Genomic DNA, 20,547 nt, shown 5'->3' on the forward strand with positions numbered 1-20,547 from the left:
ATTTGACGCAGGCGCTGATCTTCGATTGCGATGGGGTGCTGGTCGATTCCGAGCCGCTGGCCGTCATCGAACTGCTGGCGATGCTCGACAGGATCGGTGCGCCAGTGGACTCAGCCCGCATCTACGATGAATTCCTGGGTCGCTCGATTCAGACCATCATTGATGCGGTGGCGCGCGATTTCGCGGTCGATGTCCGTCCCGCACTTCCCGGTTACCGTGAGGCCCTGGCACAGCGCTTGGGCCGTGAGCTGAAGGCGGTCGATGGCATGGCCGAGATGATCGCCGATTGCGACGCTCCGCGCGCCGTGGCGTCGTCGAGCGCGCCCGATCGACTGGCCCTGTCGCTCCGGCTCACGGGGATTGCCCCCCTGTTCGGACCGCATGTCTATTCCGCGACACAGGTGCGCAATGGCAAGCCCGCCCCGGACCTGTTCCTGCTTGCCGCCAGCAGCCTTGGAGTTGAACCGCGCGATTGCGTCGTGATCGAGGACAGCCCTGCCGGGATCCATGCCGCGAGGGCGGCCGGGATGCGCTGCATTGGCTTTCTCGGCGGCAGCCACGCTGCTCCGGCGCGGCTGCGCGAGCGGCTTGCCGCACTTGCCCCCGACGCGCTCATTGAACATGCGCGGGAATTGCCCAACACTCTGGCCCGACTGGGGTAGGGGGTAAGGTCATTGTTGATCGCTGCGGTTGATGTCGGCTCGGCCCGCGCGCGTGCGGGGCTCTTCTCGGTCGAGGGCCAGCTTGTCGCCCGTGCCAGCCGGGGCTTTGCGACACTCCCATCGCCCGGCGGCCAGGCTGGCTTCGACTTTGCCGAGATCTGGCAGGCGGTTTCCGACGCTTTGGCCGAAGCGCGTCGCATGGCCGGCGCGAGTCCTGCGCAGGTTCAGGCGCTGGCCTTCGATGCCACCTGTTCTCTCGTCGTCGACGCTCCGAACTTTGCCCCGGACGTGATCGCATGGCACGACCATCGTGCCGTGGCCGAAGCAGAGGAGCTGGGTCGCATCCGCCACGAGGTCGTTGTCCGGGCGGGCGGATCGGTTTCCCCCGAGATGCAGACACCGAAGCTTCTTTGGCTCGCGCGCCATCGTCCCGATGTCTGGGCCGAACTTCGGGCTGTGCACGATCTGTGCGATCACCTTGCATGGCGTGCCACCGGGATCGCGGCTCGCTCGCTTTGCGCGGCGGCCGCGAAATGGCCCTATCTGCCCGATCGCGGCGGTTGGGCCCATGACCTTCTGGAGGGTCTGGGGATTGCAGGTTTCCCTCATGAAGACAGGGTGCTGGCTCCGGGTGCCGAGATCGGGCCGCTTTCGCGGCAGGGCGCGGCGGAATTGGGTCTTGATCGTGAATGTATCGTCTCTGCGGGGCTGATCGACGCGTTCGCCGGTGCCCTTGGTGCCGCACCAGGCATGCCGGCGCTGATCGCGGGGACATCGAATTGCGTCATGGCGCCGGATGTTGCGGCAACCCCCGCGCTTTGGGGGCCCTATCCCGGCGCGATCCTGCCCGATCAGACGGTGAGCGAGGGCGGCCAGTCCGCCACCGGGGCACTGCTCGATTCGATTCGTCGGCAATATCCGTTCGAAACCAGCCATGGCGAGATTCTGGCGCGCATTGCAGCGATGCCCGAGCCGGGGCAGGGGCTGCACGTCCTTCCCGACTTCAAGGGCAATCGTGCCCCCTTCGCGGACCCGCTGATGCGCGGGGTCGTCCATGGCATGTCACTGGATCGCGGCGCGCCGGCGCTGGACGCGCTTTACTGGCGTTCCGCCGTCGGGATCGCGCTTGGCACAAGGCAGGTCATTGCGCATATGGGCTTGCGGCCCGATCGTTTGGCGATGGCGGGCGGCCAGGCGCGCGCGCCCTTGCTGCGCCAGCTTTACGCCGACGCGACCGGCGCCGAGATCCACTGGCAACCCGAGGATGCCGTCCTGCGCGGGACGGCGATCGCGGCCGCAGCGCCGCTTCTTGGCGGCATACATGCCGCGCGCAAGCGGTTTGCCCGCGCGGTCGAGGTGACCCGGCCCAACCCCGAGGCGGTCGCCCGGCGCGAGCGGGACTGGGCCGTCTTCCTGCGCATGCAGCAGCAGCGTGCTGAAATCTCGGAACTCACAGCAAGGAACTGAGCAATGTATCTGGGCATCGATCTGGGCACTTCCGGCGTCAAGGCGACGCTGATCGACGAGGCGCAGCGCGTCCTGCGCTCGGAAACGGCCCGGCTTGCCGTACAGCGCCCCCACCCGAACTGGTCCGAGCAGGACCCCGCCGACTGGATCGCCGCGACGCGCAAGGCAGTGGGCGCGCTGGCTCGGAGCCATGGTTTGAAGGGCGTGCGGGGCATCGGTCTTTCGGGCCAGATGCACGGAGCGGTGACGCTGGACGGCGCCGGGCAGGTGATACGCCCCGCGATATTATGGAATGATACACGCGCCCATGCCGAGGCCGCCGAGCTTGATGCCGCGCCTGAAATTCGCAGGCTGTCGGGCAATATCGTGTTCCCGGGGTTCACCGCGCCCAAGCTCGTCTGGATGTCGCGACACGAACCGGATCTGTTCGCGCGCACCAAGACCGTTCTCTTGCCCAAGGACTATCTTCGGTTCTGGCTGACCGGGGAACGCGTCAGCGAAATGTCCGATGCCTCGGGGACAAGCTGGCTGGATGTCGCGGCACGGGACTGGTCCGAGCCATTGCTGTCCGCCAGCGGGATGAGCCGGTCGCAGATGCCCGCGCTGGTCGAGGGCTCCGAGGTTTCAGGCCATCTTCGCGCCGAACTGGCACAGGAATGGGGCATCGAGGGCTCCGTTGTCGTCGCGGGCGGGGCAGGCGACAATGCAGCGACGGCAATCGGCGCTGGGACCGTGACCGAGGGGCAGGGCTTCGTGAGCCTCGGGACTTCGGGCGTGGTTTTCGCGGCATCGGATCGCTTTCTGCCGGCGCCCGAAACGGCAGTCCACGCATTCTGCCACGCGATCCCCCAGACCTGGCACCAGATGGGAGTGATCCTGTCTGCTTCGGCGGCGCTCGAATGGCTCGCCGGGGTGCTGCGGGAAAAACCCGCCGACCTCACGTCTCATCTGGGGGCTTTGCGGGGGCCGGGAACGGTTCTCTTCCTGCCTTATCTTGCCGGAGAGCGCACGCCGCATAATGACGCGGCCGCCAAGGGGCTGCTGGCCGGACTCACCCCTACGACAGACCGCGCGGCTCTGACGCGCGCCGTGCTCGAGGGCGTCACCTATGCCTTGGCCGACAACCTTACGGCACTTCGCTTGGCCGGGGCTCGTCTCGACGCCCTTCTCGCGCTGGGCGGCGGCGCGCGCTCGGATTACTGGCTGAAGCTCATCGCGACCGTGCTGGACCTGCCGGTGGTCGTGCCGGTGGGCGGCGACTATGGCGCGGCATTCGGCGCCGCACGTCTGGCCATGATGGCCGATACGGGGGCCAAGCCCAAAGAAATTTGCCTGATGCCCGAGATCGCGTCCGAGATCCTGCCGGACCGCAGCATGACCCAGGCATTCGCTGATGGCCGAAGCCGTTTCCGGGCGCTTTATCCCGCCAGTCGTGGCTAGCTGTCCAGAAGCGCCGCCGCGGTCGCGGCATCCGTGATGAGCCCGCCGATCAGCCGGCCGGCAAGGGCGCCGCGGATCGCGGGCAGCTTCTCGGGGCCAAAAGCTGCGCCGATGACCAGCGTGGTGTCGCGTGGCGGGATCGGGGCCGAGGCGACGCGATCGTTGCTCAGGCCCTCGATCAGACGACCGGTATCGTCATAGGCCCAGCCGGTGATTTCCCCGACGGCGCCTGCGGCAACCATGAGATCCAGATCGGGGCGGGTCAGGAAGCCGTCGAGCATCAGCGCGGCGCTGTCATCCATCGTCCCGATCCCGACAAATGCGACCTCTGCCTGACGCGACATTTCAATCACTCGCTGGATGCCGGGTTGGCTCATCATCGCACGCCGCTCGGCTGCCGTAGGAACAAGGACCGAGAGCGGCAGGGGAAAGCTGCGGGCGGTGACCAGTTCGGAAAGCGAGAAGAGCACGTTGTAATAAGCGGTCGATCCATCCGTAGCTATGTTGCCGGTCAGCGACACGATGCGGTGCTGGGGGCAGTCGATATGGGGCAGGCGTTCGATGCCCGCACGCAAGGTTCGGCCGGTTCCGATCGCCAGGGTCAGCGGCTCGGTTCGGCGCAGCCAGCGTTCCATCGCCCGCGCGAGATGATGCGCAACGCCCGCCTCGGCGGCGTCTGCCGGCGCGATCTCGCAGAACTCCAGATCCCATTTCGCGCGCAGGTTTCGGGCAAGTTCAAGGCAATGGGCAAAAGGGTGATCGATGCGGATCTTGACCAGCCCCTCGGCCATGGCCTGCGAAACCAGCCGCTGCGCGGTCTGCCGTGAAACACCCATGATGCCGGCGATCTCGTCCTGGGTCTTGCCGGCGACATGCGCAAGCCATGCGGCACGCGCCGCCAGCTCAAGTTTTTGCCCGTCTTCCGGCATTCATCCCCCTGTCTTTTTCCGGCTTTGTCTATTCCCTGTCAGGTCAGGCGTCCAGTTTCTCACGCTGGATCTATCGAACATGTCAATTTGGATCTATAACGGCTGGCATTGGGAACGTATTGTCGTCTGGTCAAGATTCCCCCTCCTTTCGACAGAGGCAAGAAATGAACGACCTCAGCCCGGTCATCGCAGCGGACAAGGCCCATGTCTGGCACCATCTGAGCCAGCATAAACAGTATGAAACCATCGATCCGCGCGTCTTCGTCGAAGGCAAGGGGATGCGGCTGTGGGATGCCACCGGCCGCGAGTTCCTGGACGCCGTGTCAGGCGGCGTCTGGACGGTCAATGTCGGCTATGGCCGCGAAAGCATCGCGAACGCCGTGCGCGACCAGCTCGTGAAGCTGAACTATTACGCGGGGGCCGCTGGCACCGTTCCGGGCGCGACATTCGCGCAGCGCCTGATCGAAAAGATGCCGGGCATGAGCCGGGTCTATTATTCGAACTCGGGCTCGGAAGCGAACGAAAAGGTCTACAAGATGGTGCGCCAGATCGCGGCGCGCCATTACGGCGGCAAGAAATGGAAGATCCTGTACCGCGACCGCGACTATCACGGCACCACGATCGGGACGCTCGCGACCTCGGGTCAGGATCAGCGCGCGATGCAATACGGCCCCTATCCGGACGGCTTTGTCCGCGTGCCGCATTGCCTTGAATATCGCAAGCAATGGGATGTCGAGAATTACGGCGAGCGCGCGGCCGACGCCATCGAGGAGGTCATCCTGCGCGAAGGCCCGGACACCGTCGGGGCGATCGTGCTGGAACCGGTTACCGCCGGCGGCGGCGTGATCACCCCGCCCGAAGGATACTGGCAGCGCGTCCAGGAAATCTGCCGCAAATACGACATCCTGCTGCATATCGACGAGGTCGTCTGCGGCGTCGGCAGGACCGGCAAGTGGTTCGGCTATCAGCAATACGGCATCGAGCCGGATTTCGTGACCATGGCCAAGGGCGTCGCCTCGGGCTATGCGGCGATTTCCTGCACCGTCACGACCGAGCGCGTCTTCGACATGTTCAAGGACGCGCCCGAAGACGGGATGAGCTATTTCCGCGACATCTCGACCTTCGGCGGCTGCACCTCGGGCCCCGCAGCGGCGCTGGAAAACATGCGAGTCATCGAGGACGAGGGGCTGCTTGACAACTGCACCCTGATGGGTGAGCGCGTGATCGCGAACCTGATCGCGCTGATGGAAAAGCACAAGGTCATTGGCGATGTTCGTGGCAAGGGTCTGTTCTGCGGTGCCGAACTGGTCGCGGACCGCCTGACCAAGGAACCGGCGGATGAAAAGAAGGTCCAGGCCGTGGTTGCAGACTGCCTTGCGCAGGGTGTCATCATCGGCGCGACGAACCGCTCGGTCCCGGGTTTCAACAATACTCTGTGCCTTTCGCCTGCACTGATCGCCACGGCCGATGACATCGACTTGATGACGAATGCCATCGACGCGGCGCTGACCCGGGTTTTCGGCTAAGTTAGAATGGCGGCCCGGACATGCTTCAGGCCGCCATGCAGATCCCACCCGAGACATTCCTGATCGACAGGGCCGTGGCCCAGCCGCTGCAGCTTCAGTTGCGCCGGCAAATCGTGCTTGCCGTGCATGAAGGCCGGTTGCGACCGGGTGAACGGATGCCGTCAAGCCGGGCACTGGCCGCCCATCTCGGCGTCGGGCGGATCACGGTCACGCAAGCCTATGGCGATCTTGTCGCCACTGACTACCTGATTGCGCGGGGCAGGTCGGGCTATTTCATCTCGGATCGGATCGAGGATCTTGGCCCCGGGCCTGCCACCTTGCAGGAAGCGCCCCGGTTCGACTGGTCTTCGCGGCTGGACGGGCGCAACCTTGCGGCGCGGCGGAAGGACCGACCGACCGATTGGCGAAACTATCCCTACCGGTTTCTCTATGGTCAGACGGATGACCGTCTGATCGATCATGCGGCCTGGCGGGAATGTGCGGTGCGTGCCCTTGGCCGTCGTGATCTTGGCGCATTGTCGGACGATCAATATGATGGCGATGATCCTGAACTGGTCGATTTCATCATACGCCACCTTTTGCCCCGTCGGGGGATCAAGGCCCGCGCGCAGGAAATCCTGCTGACGCTTGGCGCGCAAAATGCGCTCTGGCTCATTTCCGAGATCCTTCTTGATCGCGGCGCGGCCTGCGCGATCGAGGAACCGGGCTATCCGGGGCTGCATGAAATCCTGACCACGCTCCGTGCGAATGTCGTGCCTGTCGCGCTCGATTCCGACGGCCTGCCGCCTGCTTCCATTCCGGACGACATCTCTGTTGTCTTCACGTCCCCCAGCCACCAATGCCCGACCAACCGCACCATGCCCCGGGAGCGGCGCGAGGACCTGCTGCGTCTGGCCGCCGAGCGCGAGATCGTCATTGTCGAAGATGACTATGAATTCGAGATTTCCTTTGCGGGCTCAACCTCGCCCGCGTTGAAGGCAATGGATCGCAGCGGGGCCGTGATCCATATCGGCTCTTTTTCGAAATCTGTCTTTCCGGGTTTGAGGCTCGGCTATATCGTCGCCGATCCGACCTTCATCGCCGAGGCGCGTGCGAGGCGCGGGATGATGCTTCGCCATCCTCCGGGGCATGTTCAGCGCACGATGGCCTATTTCCTGTCGCTTGGTCATTACGACAGGCAGCTGAAACGCATGCGCGAAGCCTTTGCCGAGCGGCACAAGGTAACCTCCCTGGCCCTGATGCGTCACGACATGAACCGGGGGGCGACAGGAAAGGCGGGCGGGTCGAGCTTCTGGCTGGCGACGCCGCACGGCGTGGACAGCGACCTGCTTGCGCGCGAGTTGCGGCCGCAGGGCGTTCTGATCGAGCCGGGACGACCCTTCTTTCGCGCCCCCGAGGCCGGTTCAGGGTTCTTTCGGCTGGCCTATTCCTCGATCGCGGCGAGCGATATCGACGAAGGGGTCCGTCGTATCGCGGAGCTTGGCCGAATGCTGGCAGGCAGGGATTAGCCCAGCCGCGCAAATGCCTGTAGAACGGCGCGTTCGGACTGGCCCAGATATTCGTCGAGCATTTCGGCGGCCTGCTCGGCCTTGCCTGCCTCGAGCGTCGAGAGGATCTCGGCATTGCGGTGGATATACGGGCCGTGCAGCAATTCCGGGCTGTCGAGCAGGCCGAAGGCCAGCCGAAGTTCGGCGATGATCTGGGCAAAGAAGGCGATCAGGCGCGGGCTGTCGGTCAGCGCCACGATGGCTGCGTGAAATTCCATGTTGGCGCTGCCAATGGCGCGCCAATTGCCGCTTTCGCGCAACTGTTCGGCCCGCTCCACCGCCGCGGTCATGCGGGCCACCGCTTCGTGCCGATGCCAGGCCTGGGCAAGCGCGGGCACCTCGATCAGACGGCGCACGCGATAGATGTCGAGGATCGAGGCCATTGACGGCTCGGCCACGAAGACCCCTCGGTTCGGCTCATGGCGCAAAAGCCCTTCGCGGGTCAGCAGGCGGAAGACCTCGCGCAGAGTGTTTCGGGAAATGTCCAGTTCGGCAGCCAGCTTCGCTTCGGACAGGCGTTGGCCTGGAACGAGCGTCCCTCCGGTCACCTGATCGCGCAATTGCGAGGCGATTTCTTCGGTCAGGCTGGGTTCTGCGCGCATGAATGGTTCCGTCTGAGGCGTCGCGCATCTTGTCCGAGCCGGGCGCGGCAGACAAGTCGGACGAGATCGATTCGCCGAAGTTGGCGCACGGAATGGTGGCAGTTGTCGGTGAGATCAGCAGGCAGCCTGCTCAATTCCTTGGCATATTGTCGTTCTATCAGTCATGAATTGCTCAACAATCTAGATGTCAATGTCACATAATTCTTGACGGATGGTCGCTTCAAACTCACAGTTCCGTCATCCAAGAGCAATAATTCAGACCAACAGGAGCATCCCTGATGAGCGTTTCCGCTCCCAGCGCAGCCAACACCAGCCTCAAGGGCGGGTTCCTGGCAGCAATCTTCCTGATGGCCACTTCGGCCATCGGACCGGGGTTCATTACCCAGACAGCGACGTTCACGGCCAAGATGGGCGCGGCATTTGCCTTTGCCATTCTCGCCTCGATCGTCATCGATTTCGTTGTTCAGCTGAACATCTGGCGCATCACCGCGCTGACCCGCCGCCGAGCTTCCGACACGGCGAATGCGGCCATTCCGGGCGCGGGCTACGTGCTGGCCCTGCTGGTCCTGATCGGCGGTCTGGCCTTCAACGTCGGCAATATCGCAGGCGCGGGGCTTGGCCTAAATGCGATGATGGGGGTTGATCCGAAAATCGGCGGCGCGGTATCGGCGCTGCTGGCCATCGGCATTTTCCTGTCGAGGCGCGCGGGGCTTTTGCTGGACCGCATGATCATCGGGCTGGGTCTGTTGATGATCGTGATGACCGTGATCGTCGCGCTGACGACGAACCCGCCCGTGGGCGAGGCCCTGCGTCAGGCCGTGCTGCCCGACACGATCGATTTCGCCACCATCACCACGATCGTCGGTGGAACGGTCGGCGGCTATATCACCTATTCGGGCGCGCATCGCCTGCTCGACAAGGGGCTCGTCGGGGAAGAGAACCTGCAAGCCGTCACCCGCGCATCGCTGACCGGCATCGCAGTCACGGGCGTCATGCGCTTTGTCCTGTTCCTGGCGATCCTCGGCGTCGTTGCCTCGGGTGTCACCCTGGATCTGTCCAGCCAGGCTGCGAACCCTGCGGCGCAAGCCTTTGCCTCGGCGCTAGGCGAATGGGGCCTGCGGGTCTTCGGGGTCGTTCTCTGGGCGGCGGCCATCACCTCGGTGATCGGCGCGGCTTATACTTCTGTCAGCTTCCTCACGGTGTTTGGCGAGATGGACGACCGCGGAAGAAACATTGCCACGGTGATCTTCATCGCTGTTTCACTTGTGGTCTATCTGGCACTCGGAAAGGCTCCGGCATCGATCCTCGTCTTTGTCGGCGGCTTCAACGGCCTGATCCTGCCGATCGGTCTGACAATCTTCACCTATATCGGATTTGCCCGTTCGGACCTGATGGGCGGACATGTCTATAACCGTCCGCTGCTGATCGCGAGCGCGGTCGTCTGCGCCCTGACCTGGTATATGGGCTTCAAGTCGGTCGGCACGATCTTTTCATTCCTGCTCGGCTAACCTGACAAAAACACCGCGGTGGCCAGCGACGGGCCACCGCCTTTCAAGAATGAGGAGGACAGCATGACCCATTCGATCGACCTGAACAGCGATCTTGGCGAGGGCTATGGTGCGTGGAGCATGGGCGATGACGGCGCGATGCTTCGGATCGTCAGTTCGGCCAACGTGGCCTGCGGCTTTCATGCCGGCGATCCGCTGACGATCCTTGCCACGCTGCGCGATGCGGCGGCGAAAGGTGTCGCGGTCGGGGCGCATGTGTCCTATCCCGACCGGGTGGGCTTCGGCCGCCGCCCGATGGACGTGACTTCGGCCGAACTGACGGCGGACGTGATCTACCAGATCGGCGCGCTGCAGGGGCTTGCCGCCTCGGTCGGAACGCGCGTGACCTATGTCAAACCGCATGGCGCGCTTTACAACACGATCGCTACCGATGCCCGCCAGGCCGATGCGGTGATTGCAGCCATTCAGGCGATCGAGCCGTCGCTGGTGCTGATGGGACTGGCAGGCGCCCCGATCCTTGACAGGGCGCATGGCGCCGGTCTGAAAACCGTGGCCGAGGCGTTCGGCGACCGCGCCTATACGCCCGAAGGCCAGCTTGTCTCGCGCCGCGAAAAGGGGGCTGTCCTGCATGATCCCGAACTGGTCGCGGCGCGCATGGTCCGCCTTGCGACCGAAGGGGTGATCGAGGCGATCGACGGCACGATCCTTCGTCTTCAGGCCGACAGCATCTGCGTGCACGGCGACAGCGCCGGCGCGGTCGAGATGGCCCGCCGCATCCGCGAAGAACTGCTTGCCGCGGGCGTCGCAATTACCGCTTTCACCGAGGCACTCTGATGCTGCGCCCCGACCCAGCCTCCGCCGCCGCTGCCCGCCTGCAATGCCGTAAGGGGCTTGTTGCCCCCACAGCCGGCATGGCTCCGGGCTTTACACAATGCAACATGATCTCGCTGCCCCGCGACTGGGCCTGGGATTTCCTGCTCTATGGGCAGCGGAACCCGAAACCTTGTCCGGTCCTGGACGTGACCGATCCCGGCAGCCACCGCACCGAACTCGCGCCGGGGGCCGACCTGCGCACAGATCTGCCCCTTTATCGCGTCTGGCGTGACGGCGTGCTGACCGAGGAGCTGGCCGACGCGACCGATGTCTGGGCCGAGCATCCCGATCTGGTCACCTTCCTGATCGGCTGTTCCTTCACCTTCGAAACCCCGCTGATGCAGGCGGGGATCGAGGTGCGCCATGTCACCCAAGGGTGCAATGTGCCGATGTACCTCACCAATCGCGAATGCCGTCCCGCCGGGCGATTGCACGGTCAGTTGGTCGTCTCGATGCGGCCGATCCCGGCCGATCGCGTGGCAGAGGCCGCGATGATCTCGGGCCGGTTCCCGGCAGTGCATGGCGCGCCGATCCAGATCGGTGCACCCGAGGCTCTGGGCATTGCCGATCTAGCCCGTCCCGATTTCGGTGACCCGGTCGAGATCCGCGAGGGCGAGGTTCCGGTTTTCTGGGCCTGCGGTGTCACGCCGCAAGCCGCCGTCATGGCCTCGAAGCCGCCTTTCGCCATCACGCATGCGCCGGGGCACATGTTCATCACCGACGTGCCCGACAGTCGGTGGCAGGTATGAGCATGAAGTTTCTTCCCGTCGGGCCGCGCACGATCCTGGTCGAACTTGCCGATCTGGACGAGACGCTGGCTTTGTTCGACGCGCTTCTGGCCGACCCGGTCGAGGGCGTGGCCGAAATCGTGCCTGCTGCGCGCACCCTGATGATCCGCATGGCGCCCGGCTACGGCGCAGATGCCATTCTGGCTGGGCAGGTCGCCCGCCGCAAGCCCGCCCCCGGCACGGTCCGCGAGGATGGACCGTTAGAGACGGTCGAAATTCCCGTGACCTATGAGGGCGAGGACCTGGATGAGGTCGCCCGGCATATGGGGCTGAGCGTCGCCGAGGTCGTCGCGGCGCATCAGGCGACGACCTGGCAGGTGGCGTTCTGCGGCTTCGCGCCGGGCTTTGCCTACATGACCTGCGATGATGCCCGGTTCGACCTGCCGCGCCGAGCGGCACCACGGACACGTATCCCTGCGGGATCGGTCGCGCTGGCCGGGCGGTTCTGTGGCATCTATCCGCAGGAAACTCCGGGCGGTTGGCAGCTCATCGGGACGACCAAAGTGCCGATGTGGGATCTGAGCCGCGATCCGCCGGCATTGCTGCGGCCGGGCATTCGCGCCCGCTTCGTCGAGGGGGCGGCTGAAATCCACCCTTCCGCCGCATTGCCTGCGCAGGTGACGGAACCGGTTCTCAAGGTTGTCTCGACCGCCTATCCGATCCTCTTTCAGGACGAAGGGCGTCCGGGGCAGGGAGGCCAGGGCGTCTCGGCCTCGGGCGCGCTGGATATGGGTGCGCTGCATCGTGCCAATCGCGCGGTCGGCAACCCTTCGAACAGTGCCGCGCTGGAAATCACCCTTGGCCCGGTCAAGCTGCGCGCTGAATGCGCGGTGACACTGGCGCTCAGCGGTGCGGCTACGGCAAGCGTGGCGGGCACAACCGTTCCCGCTGGCGCAGCCTTCGCCATGGATGCCGGGGATGAGCTTGTGATCCTGCCCCCCGCAGCCGGAATGCGCAGTTATCTTGCGCTGCGGGGCGGTTTCCAGATTGAGCCGGTGCTGGGTTCGGCTTCGACCGACACGCTGGCCTTTGTCGGACCCGACGCGCTGAGCGCTGGCGCCGCGCTCGGTCTTGCCGGGCTTCCTGCCGGGGCCGTCGCCGAACCGCAGGACCAGCCCGCGCTGCCAAAGTCGGGCGATCTGGTCGAACTCCCCGTCACCCTGGGGCCGCGCGCCGACTGGTTCACGCCCGAGATGGTCCGACATTTCCTGACGCAGGAATGGCTGGTCACGCCGCAAAGCTCGCGCGTGGGCATTCGCCTGGAAGGTGCCCAGCCGATGACCCGCGAGGATGCGACCGAGCTTCCCTCGGAGGGGACGGAAACCGGCGCGATCCAGATCCCGCATTCCGGCCAGCCCGTCCTGTTTCTGGCCGACCACCCGCTGACCGGCGGCTATCCCGTGATCGCGACGCTGCTGCCCTCGGCGCTGGATCTGGCAGGCCAGATCCCGCCCGGAGCGCGCATCCGCTTCACCGCCGACCAAGACTTCACCCCGATTACCCCTGCGAGGCCCGCATGACCATTTTCGCCACTGGCCCCGAACGTCCGCTGAACCGACTGCTGATTGCCAATCGCGGTGAAATCGCCGTGCGCGTCATCCGCGCCTGCCGCGACGAGGGCATCGAAGCCATCGCGGTCTATGCCGACAGCGATCGCGACGCGCTGTTCGTGCGCATGGCCGATCAGGCGCATGCGCTGGGGGGTGACAAGCCCGCCGACAGCTACCTGAACGCCGAAAAGATCATCGAGATCGCCAAGGCCTCTGGTGCCGAGGCAATTCATCCCGGCTACGGTTTCCTGTCTGAACGCGCCGATTTTGCGAAGGCCGTGCAGGATGCGGGGCTGATCTGGGTCGGTCCCGATCCGAAGGTGATCGAGGCACTTGGCGACAAGATCGAGGCGCGGCGGATCGCCGAAGCCGTTGGTGCCCCCCTTGTTGCAGGAACGCCCGGTCCGGTCGAAACCTCGGCCCAAGCGCTGGCTTTCGCCCGCGAGCATGGATTGCCCATCGCGATCAAGGCGGCCTTCGGAGGCGGCGGTCGCGGCATGAAGGTCGCATGGCGTCTGGAAGAGGTGGAAGAGCTTTTCGAAAGCGCCACGCGTGAGGCGCTGACCGCCTTTGGTCGCGGCGAATGCTTCATCGAACAGTTCCTGGATCGCCCACGCCACATCGAAGCCCAGGTGCTGGCCGACCGTCACGGCACGGTCAAGGTGATCGGAACGCGCGATTGTTCGCTGCAGCGACGCAACCAGAAGCTGGTCGAGGAAGCACCCGCGCCTTTCCTTACCGACGAGCAGCGCGACCGCATCCATGATTCCGCCCGCCGGATCTGCGCCCATGCCGGCTATAGCGGGGCCGGAACGGTGGAATACCTGCTGTCGGCCAATGGCACGATCTCGTTTCTCGAGGTCAATACCCGCCTGCAGGTCGAGCATCCCGTGACCGAGGAAACCACCGGGATCGATCTCGTGCGCGGGATGATCCGCATTGCACAGGGTGCGCGTCTTGCCAATGACAGCGTGCCCGCCCCGCGTGGCCATTCGATCGAGTTCCGCATCAACGCCGAGGACCCGGCGCGCGGCTTCCTGCCGACACCCGGTCCGATTGACGTGTTCGACGCGCCCTCGGGGCCGGGTATCCGGGTGGATAGCGGCGTGACCTCGGGTTCGGTCGTGCCGGGGACCTTCGATTCCATGATGGCCAAGCTGATCGTGACAGGGGCGACCCGCGCCGAGGCTCTTGCCCGCGCGGCCCGCGCGCTGCGCGAGTTTCGCATCGAAGGCGTGGCATCGGTCCTGCCCTTCGACCGGGAGGTGCTGGAGCAGTCCGATTTCCGTGCCGAAGATGGCGAGTTTCGCGTTCATACCCGCTGGATCGAAACCGACTTCGCCGATGCCCTTGCGAAGGCCATGAAGCCGCATGCCCGGGTCAGCCCCGCAACCCCGTCGAAAACGCTGAGGCTGGCGGTCGAAATCGATGGCAAGCGGCATGAGCTGGGCCTGCCCGCCGACCTGCTGGCGGCCCTGCCTGCGGGGGATCGCAGCGTCGTCCTCGATGCGGAGCCCGAGGCGGATGCATCTGTCGTGACCGCGCCGGTCGCCGGAACGCTGACGCTGTGGCAGGCCGAGGCCGGGGCCGAGGTCGAGGCGGGACAAGTCATTGCGGTGATCGAGGCCATGAAGATGGAGACCCGGATCGAAGCGCATCGCGCGGGTCGTCTTGAGCAGCTCGCCGAGGCGGGAAAGGTGCTGGCCTATGGTGCGGAAGTGGCACGGATCATCTGATCCGCGCGCGGCGATTTGACATCGACCCGGCAAGGCGGAAAGAGTGCACATGCATTTTTTCCGAGACTTCCATGAGCCTTGCCGGACGCCGTTTCCTGACCTTTGCCATTGCCGCGGCGGGAGGGGCGCTGTTCCTGGCGCTGCATTTGCCGCTTCCGTGGTTGCTCGGGCCGATGCTGGCCTGCCTGATTGCCGCGCTCGCCGGCGTGCCGATGGCAGGGGCGGGCTGGTTCGGCATCCTCATGCGCACCATCCTTGGCGTCGCCGTGGGGGCCTCGATCACGCCCGAGGTGCTGGCGGGGCTTCCCGAAATGGCAGCCTCGCTCGCCTTCGTTCCGGTCTTCATCGGGGTGATCGCGCTGATCGGATATCCGCTGTTTCGCAAGGCGTTCGGCCTTGACCATGCGACGGCCTGGTACGGGGCCATGCCGGGCGGGTTGCAGGACATGCTTGTCTTTGGCGAGGAAGCCGGCGGGAATGTTCGCGCGCTGTCGCTGATCCACGCGACACGGGTTCTTGTCATCGTCACGGTTGCCCCCCTGATCATGGCGGTATCCTGGGGCCTGGACCTGTCGCAGCCTCCTGGCCAGCCGATCGGCAGCGTCGCCCCGCAGGAGATTGTGCTGATGTGCGCCTGCGGCTTTCTCGGCTGGCAACTGGCCGAGCGGATCGGGATCTTCGGCGCCTCGATCCTTGGTCCGATGGTCCTGACCATGATCCTGTCCCTGTCCGGGCTGATCCAGCATCGCCCTCCGGCCGAGATGATCCAGATCGCGCAATATTTCATCGGCATCGCGGTCGGATCGAAATATGCCGGCATCACGCTGCGAGAATTGCGGCTCTATGTCTCAGCGGGCCTGGTCTATTCGCTTGCGCTTGCAGCGATCAGCCTCGTCTTTATCGAGGTCATCACCCACCTTGACCTGGCACCGGGGCTGGATGCATTTCTGGCCTTTCTTCCCGGTGGCCAGGCCGAGATGATCGTCATCGCGATCATCGCCGGGGCGGATCTTGCCTATGTCGTCAGCCACCACCTGCTGCGCATGGTCCTGGTGATCCTTCTTGCCCCGGTCATGGCGCGCATCTTCCGCGACTAGATGTTCATCTGGGTGCCGATTTCGACCACGCGTCCGGCCGGAATGCGGAAATAGTCCGACGCCGCCGCCGAGTTTCGCGAAAGCGCGATGAACAGCTTCGCCTGCCAGCCCGGAACCCGGCTGCGGGTCGAAATCCGGATGCGGCGGCGGGACAGGATGAACGAGGTCGCCATGATGTCGAACTTCCACCCCTGCCTGCGGCATTGCAGCAGCGCCTGTGGGACGTCGGGCTCTTCCGCATAGCCGTAACGCAGCAGGATGCGACGGAAATGTTCGTTGACCTCTTCGATCTGCACTCTTTCGGACAGGGCGACCCGAGGCACGTCTGCCGTCGTGATGGTCAGGATCACGTTCTGTTCGTGCCGCGCCTTGAAGTGCTTGAGGCTGTGAAGCAGCGCGGCCGGCGCGAGATCGGGTGTCGAGGTCAGGAAGACCGCCGTTCCCGGCACCGATACGAGGCGGTCTGATTGCTCGACCTGGTCAAGAAGCGTGCCCAGCGGCAGTTCGGCCTCGCGATCCTTTGCCGAGACGATTGCCGTGCCCCGCACCCAGCTTGTCATGATGACCAGCATCACGGCTGCGATGCCCAGGGGCACAAAGCCTCCATCGCCGATCTTCATGAGGTTGGCGCCCAGGAAAATCAGGTCGAGCAGAAGGAAGGGCAGCATGATCGCGACCGAAAGCCAGATCGGAAGCTTCCAGTGCTTGTGCGCCACAACCATGGCCAGCGTGGCCGTCACCACCATCGTGCCGGTGACGCTGATCCCATAGGCCGACGCAAGGCTCGAGGACGAACCGAAAAGCACGACGAGGGCAATCACCGCGAACATCAGCCAGCGGTTCACGCCCGGCATGTAGATCTGGCCCTGATGTTCGTCCGAGGTGTGGCGGATCTTCATGCGGGGAAGCAAGCGCAGCTGCACCGCCTGCTGCGTCAGCGAATAGGCGCCCGTGATGACGGCCTGGCTGGCGATGATCGTCGCCATGGTTGCAAGGATCACCACCGGCAGAAGCGCCCAGCTTGGGAACAGGAGGTAAAACGGGTTCGCCATCGCCTCGGGGTTGGACAGGACCAGCGCGGCTTGGCCGAAATAGGTCAGAAGCAAGGCAGGGAAGGCCACGAACAGCCAGGCGAGCTGAATCGGCCTGCGTCCGAAATGGCCCATATCGGCATAAAGCGCCTCGGCCCCGGTCACGGCCAGGAACACTGCCCCCAGGACAATGAGCCCGAGCGTGCCGTTGTCCGCGACGAAGCGGATCGCGTGGACCGGGTTGACCGCCGTCAGGACCTCGGGGTTCTGCACCATCCAATGGGTACCTCCGGCGGCCATGACGATGAACCAGACCAGCGTGATCGGCCCGAAGAAGCGCGCCACTGCCTCGGTTCCACGGTTCTGCACGAGGAAAAGGCCGATGATGATGGCAATCGCGATCGGCTCGATGAATGGATCGACCTGGTCAGTCACGAGCTTCAGCCCTTCGATCGCCGAAAGCACGGAAATGGCCGGTGTGATTGCCGCGTCGCCGTAGAAAAGCGCCGCGCCGATCATGCCGACAAAGAGGATCGCCCGATTGGGCTTGCCCATGGAGCGTTGGGCCAGGGCGAGCAGCGACAGCGTGCCGCCTTCGCCTTCGTTATCGGCGCGCAGCAGGATCAGCACATATTTCAATGTGACGACCAGGATCAGCGCCCAGATGATCAGCGACAGCACACCAAGCACATCGGCGCGTGTCACCCCGCCATGCCGCGCGCCTGCCGCGAGGATCGCCTCGCGGAAAGCGTAAAGGGGGGATGTGCCGATGTCGCCATAGACGACGCCGATCGCAGCGAGAGACAAGGAAGCGACACCCGCACGTTGTGGTTGGGCTTCAGGAAGATGTGAATCGAGGCTGGCCATCTTGAGTTCCGATAGCGGGAGGATTCCCGACAAGATCCGGAAGATGCCGCAGAGCAGCGTAAAGGTTCGATGCGAATTTGCGGGCCTCTCGTAAGGAAGCCATAAAGACTGTGGACAAGGTCACCCGCTTGTCGCCAGATCCGGGACATGGACCAGGAAATCTCTCCGCTGAAGGACGATCGCCGATGGATCAGCCCGCCCACGCTGGGCGGTTTCGTCGGCGCCGGCGCGATCCTGACCGCGGTCGCGATACTCGTGGGGTCGGCGCGCCATGTCCTGCCGGAATCCGTGGCGATCCTGCTGTTTCTGATCGCCGTCCTGATCAGCGCGGCCTGCTTCGGCTTCTGGGTCGGGATCGCCAGTGCAGTCGGGGCCTTGGCGGGCTTCAACTTCATGTTTTTCGAGCCGCATTTCACGCTTTTCATCGCCAAGCCGGAAGATGTCATCACCTTGGGGGTCTTCTTGCTGGCCGCGGCAATCACAGGTCTGATCTCGGGCCGATTGCGGGAACAGGTGGATGCAGCTCAGGGAAGGGCGGCCGCGCTTGAAGTTCTGTCCCGTGTGTCGATCGAGCTTTCGCGCGCGGACGCACCCTCGGATGTCGCCCGAGTCGCGGTGCGCCATCTGAATGCCTTGTCGCGGGGGCCGTCGATCGCGCTTTCGCCGGTCGAGGGTCGGCTGCGCCTTCTGGCCGCCGAGCCCGAAGATTACCTTCCCGAAGCCAGCGAGCTTGAGGCAGCCGATGCGGCCTTTCGGCGCCGCCGCCCTGAATTCGCTTCGGCGCAGGGTTGGAACGGATCGCGCCTGACATTCTATCCTGTCGCGACCGGGGCAGAGGACGCGCCCGGTCCGGTCATCGGTCATGCCCGGATTCCAGCGGACCGTCGCGATCACGGCTGGCGCGAAAGCGCGATCGACGTGATCTTGCGCCAGACAGGGCAGACCTTGCAAAGGATGGCCCTGGCCGAAAAAGCCGAAGCCGAGCGCCGCCGCGCCACGAGCGAGGAGATGCGGGCGGCATTGCTGTCATCGCTGTCGCATGATCTGCGCACGCCTCTGGCGACGATCCTGGGATCTGTCACCACCCTGCGCGAACTGGGCGAGACCTTGCCGCCAGCCGCCAAGGCCGATCTGCTTGTCGCGATCGAGGAAGAGGCAGAGCGTCTGGCGCGATATGTCGAAAAGCTGTTGCAGTTGACCCGGCTGAAAGCCGGCAGCGAAATCCACATGGCCTGGGTCGATGCCGGAGACGCCGCGCTGGCGGCAGTGGCGCGGGCGCGAAGGTCTTGGCCGAACGCCCGGATCGAAGCAACCATTCCGCCCTTGCCGATGGTCCGCGCCGAGGTTGGATTGCTGGAGCAGGCCATCTTCAACCTGATCGAGAATGCCGTGAAATACGCGCCGGGCGTGATCAGGGTCGCCGGAAGCGTCGAGCGTGGCACGCTGGTCCTGTCGGTCACGGATCGCGGACGCGGTTTGCCCGATCCGATCGCCGACTGGCTGACATCCGACAGCATGACGCGGGTGCCGCAGGTTTCGGGCCTTGGCCTGCAGATCAGCAAGGGTATCGCGCTTGCGCTTGGCGGAACGCTTGCCTCGGGCCATCGCGCGCAGGGTGGCGCGGTCCTTGAAATCCGCCTGCCGGTGCCAGAAGAGCATCGCGCATGAACGGACGCCAGACCATCCTGATCGTCGATGACGAACCACAGATCCAACGCTTCCTTGGCCATGCGCTGATGGCGGCGGGGTATGACACCGTGCTTGCCGGCAGCGGAAGCGAAGCGCTGGCGGGCATCGCCTCGCATGAACCGGACCTGATGATCCTGGATCTGGGTCTGCCCGACATGAACGGCAAGGAAGTGATCGAGCGGCTGCGCCTGCGCTCGGACTTGCCGGTCATCGTGCTTTCGGCCCATGATCAGGAGATGGAGAAGATCATGGCGCTTGATCTCGGGGCCGATGACTTCGTGGCCAAGCCCTTCGGCATCGGAGAGTTGCTCGCGCGCCTGCGCGTGAGCCTGCGTCAGCGCCGCGCCGCCCGGCCGGATGTCATTCGGCAGGACGGGCTGGTGATCGATCTGGCCGCGCATCAGGTCAGCCGCGACGGCGAGCCATTGCGGCTGACCCCAAAAGAATTCGACCTGTTGGCCGCCCTTGCGTCGAATGCCGGCCGGGTCATGACGCATCGCAAGCTTCTGGCGCTGGTCTGGGGCCCCGCTCACGTCGATGATGTGCCCTATCTGCGCGTCTTCGTGGGCCAGCTCAGGCAGAAGCTGGAACTGGACCCGGCAAAGCCCGCGTTGATCCTGACAGAGCCGGGTATCGGTTATCGCTGGGTCCAGCCCGAAGGAGGAACTTTGTGACCATCCGTATCCTTCGCGCCGACGGACATCGGCGCATGCCGTGGAAGAACGGTCGTGGCGAAACCGTGGAGATTGCGGTCTTCCCCGAAGGGGCGGGGCTTGACGCGTTCGCATGGCGGATCAGCATGGCTGGTGTGGCGGAGGATGGCGAGTTTTCGATCTTTCCCGGCATCGACAGGACCTTGGCGGTGCTGAGCGGTGCGGGGATTGAATTGCAGGTTCAGAAGCATGGCCTTCATCGGCTGACGCCTGATGACCCGCCCCTGGCCTTTCCTGCCGACATTCCCAGTTCGGCCCGCCTCATCGACGGGCCGATCACTGACCTGAACGTGATGACGCGGCGGGGTGTTCATGCCCACCGGATGATCCGTTCGGACGACACCGCGACCGCCCCATGCGACCTGCGGCTGGTTCTTGCGACCGAACGCTTGAGCTTGCGCGCCGGGGGGAAGGATTTCGACCTGGCCCCGCTGGACGCGCTGATCTGCGACGGTCCCGATGCGGTGCTTCCACCCGAGCCCGTCGCGGGCGGCTGGATGATCGAGATCCGCCGCGTCTGAG

General features: G+C 64.8%; 17 protein-coding genes. 14 read left to right on the forward strand and 3 right to left on the reverse strand.

Annotated features, from left to right (window positions below):
• The first annotated feature begins 2 nt into the window (after positions 1–2).
• From RGQ15_RS09125 to xylB, 3 genes are read left to right on the forward strand one after another with little or no spacing between them, the layout of a single operon-like run.
• Complete coding sequence (locus RGQ15_RS09125; protein WP_311159895.1) at positions 3–662, forward strand: HAD family hydrolase; 660 nt, start codon at positions 3–5, stop codon at positions 660–662.
• 15 nt (positions 663–677) lie between these two features.
• Positions 678–2,129 (forward strand): FGGY-family carbohydrate kinase, encoded by a 1,452-nt coding sequence (locus RGQ15_RS09130; protein ID WP_311159896.1) that lies wholly within the window; start codon positions 678–680, stop codon positions 2,127–2,129.
• A gap of 3 nt (positions 2,130–2,132) precedes the next feature.
• Positions 2,133–3,569, forward strand: coding sequence for a xylulokinase (xylB, locus tag RGQ15_RS09135; RefSeq protein ID WP_311159897.1), 1,437 nt, complete (start codon positions 2,133–2,135; stop codon positions 3,567–3,569).
• Here the strand turns inward: xylB and RGQ15_RS09140 are convergent.
• On the reverse strand, positions 3,566–4,498 hold the full coding sequence (locus RGQ15_RS09140; protein ID WP_311159898.1) for a sugar-binding transcriptional regulator: 933 nt from the start codon (positions 4,496–4,498) through the stop codon (positions 3,566–3,568). The genes xylB and RGQ15_RS09140 overlap by 4 nt on opposite strands.
• 164 nt (positions 4,499–4,662) lie before the next feature.
• On the opposite strand from RGQ15_RS09140, the gene tpa reads away from it, so the two are divergent.
• Positions 4,663–6,024 carry a hypotaurine--pyruvate aminotransferase Tpa gene (tpa, locus tag RGQ15_RS09145; RefSeq protein WP_311159899.1) on the forward strand — a complete coding sequence of 454 codons (1,362 nt, stop codon included), beginning with the start codon at positions 4,663–4,665 and terminating at the stop codon, positions 6,022–6,024.
• Positions 6,025–6,044: 20 nt separating this feature from the next.
• The gene (gene pdxR, locus RGQ15_RS09150) at positions 6,045–7,532 is read left to right on the forward strand and encodes a MocR-like pyridoxine biosynthesis transcription factor PdxR (RefSeq protein WP_311159900.1); all 1,488 of its coding nucleotides are present in this window, start codon (positions 6,045–6,047) and stop codon (positions 7,530–7,532) included.
• Here the strand turns inward: pdxR and RGQ15_RS09155 are convergent.
• Positions 7,529–8,173, reverse strand: coding sequence for a GntR family transcriptional regulator (locus tag RGQ15_RS09155; RefSeq protein ID WP_311159901.1), 645 nt, complete (start codon positions 8,171–8,173; stop codon positions 7,529–7,531). The genes pdxR and RGQ15_RS09155 overlap by 4 nt on opposite strands.
• Before the next feature lie 278 nt (positions 8,174–8,451).
• Between RGQ15_RS09155 and RGQ15_RS09160 the strand changes: the two genes are divergently transcribed.
• The 6 genes from RGQ15_RS09160 to RGQ15_RS09185 all read left to right on the forward strand — a co-directional run bounded on the left by RGQ15_RS09160 (position 8,452) and on the right by RGQ15_RS09185 (position 15,725).
• On the forward strand, positions 8,452–9,681 hold the full coding sequence (locus RGQ15_RS09160) for an NRAMP family divalent metal transporter (RefSeq protein WP_311159902.1): 1,230 nt from the start codon (positions 8,452–8,454) through the stop codon (positions 9,679–9,681).
• A 63-nt stretch (positions 9,682–9,744) separates the two neighbouring features.
• Positions 9,745–10,515: a LamB/YcsF family protein gene (locus RGQ15_RS09165; protein ID WP_311159903.1), complete on the forward strand. Its 771-nt coding sequence runs from the start codon at positions 9,745–9,747 to the stop codon at positions 10,513–10,515.
• Positions 10,512–11,303, forward strand: a complete 792-nt coding sequence (locus tag RGQ15_RS09170; RefSeq protein ID WP_311161069.1) for a putative hydro-lyase — start codon at positions 10,512–10,514, stop codon at positions 11,301–11,303. The genes RGQ15_RS09165 and RGQ15_RS09170 overlap by 4 nt, the downstream gene beginning before the upstream one ends.
• A 2-nt stretch (positions 11,304–11,305) precedes the next feature.
• Entirely contained in the window at positions 11,306–12,862 is a 1,557-nt protein-coding gene (locus RGQ15_RS09175) for a 5-oxoprolinase subunit B/C family protein (RefSeq protein ID WP_311159904.1), read from the forward strand.
• Positions 12,859–14,628, forward strand: coding sequence for an acetyl/propionyl/methylcrotonyl-CoA carboxylase subunit alpha (locus tag RGQ15_RS09180; RefSeq protein ID WP_311159905.1), 1,770 nt, complete (start codon positions 12,859–12,861; stop codon positions 14,626–14,628). The genes RGQ15_RS09175 and RGQ15_RS09180 overlap by 4 nt, the downstream gene beginning before the upstream one ends.
• Positions 14,629–14,699: 71 nt before the next feature.
• On the forward strand, positions 14,700–15,725 hold the full coding sequence (locus RGQ15_RS09185; protein WP_311159907.1) for an AbrB family transcriptional regulator: 1,026 nt from the start codon (positions 14,700–14,702) through the stop codon (positions 15,723–15,725).
• Here the strand turns inward: RGQ15_RS09185 and RGQ15_RS09190 are convergent.
• A complete protein-coding gene (locus RGQ15_RS09190; RefSeq protein ID WP_311159908.1) occupies positions 15,722–17,623 on the reverse strand; it encodes a potassium transporter Kup in 1,902 nt (633 codons plus the stop codon). The genes RGQ15_RS09185 and RGQ15_RS09190 overlap by 4 nt on opposite strands.
• Before the next feature lie 147 nt (positions 17,624–17,770).
• Between RGQ15_RS09190 and RGQ15_RS09195 the strand changes: the two genes are divergently transcribed.
• From RGQ15_RS09195 to RGQ15_RS09205, 3 genes are read left to right on the forward strand one after another with little or no spacing between them, the layout of a single operon-like run.
• Positions 17,771–19,291 carry a sensor histidine kinase gene (locus tag RGQ15_RS09195; protein WP_311159909.1) on the forward strand — a complete coding sequence of 507 codons (1,521 nt, stop codon included), beginning with the start codon at positions 17,771–17,773 and terminating at the stop codon, positions 19,289–19,291.
• Complete coding sequence (locus tag RGQ15_RS09200) at positions 19,288–19,986, forward strand: response regulator transcription factor (RefSeq protein WP_311159910.1); 699 nt, start codon at positions 19,288–19,290, stop codon at positions 19,984–19,986. The genes RGQ15_RS09195 and RGQ15_RS09200 overlap by 4 nt, the downstream gene beginning before the upstream one ends.
• Positions 19,983–20,546 (forward strand): HutD/Ves family protein, encoded by a 564-nt coding sequence (locus tag RGQ15_RS09205; RefSeq protein WP_311159911.1) that lies wholly within the window; start codon positions 19,983–19,985, stop codon positions 20,544–20,546. The genes RGQ15_RS09200 and RGQ15_RS09205 overlap by 4 nt, the downstream gene beginning before the upstream one ends.
• Position 20,547 lies beyond the last annotated feature (1 nt).

The sequence above is a fragment of the Paracoccus sp. MBLB3053 genome (genome assembly GCF_031822435.1).
Lineage (GTDB): Bacteria > Pseudomonadota > Alphaproteobacteria > Rhodobacterales > Rhodobacteraceae > Paracoccus > Paracoccus aurantius.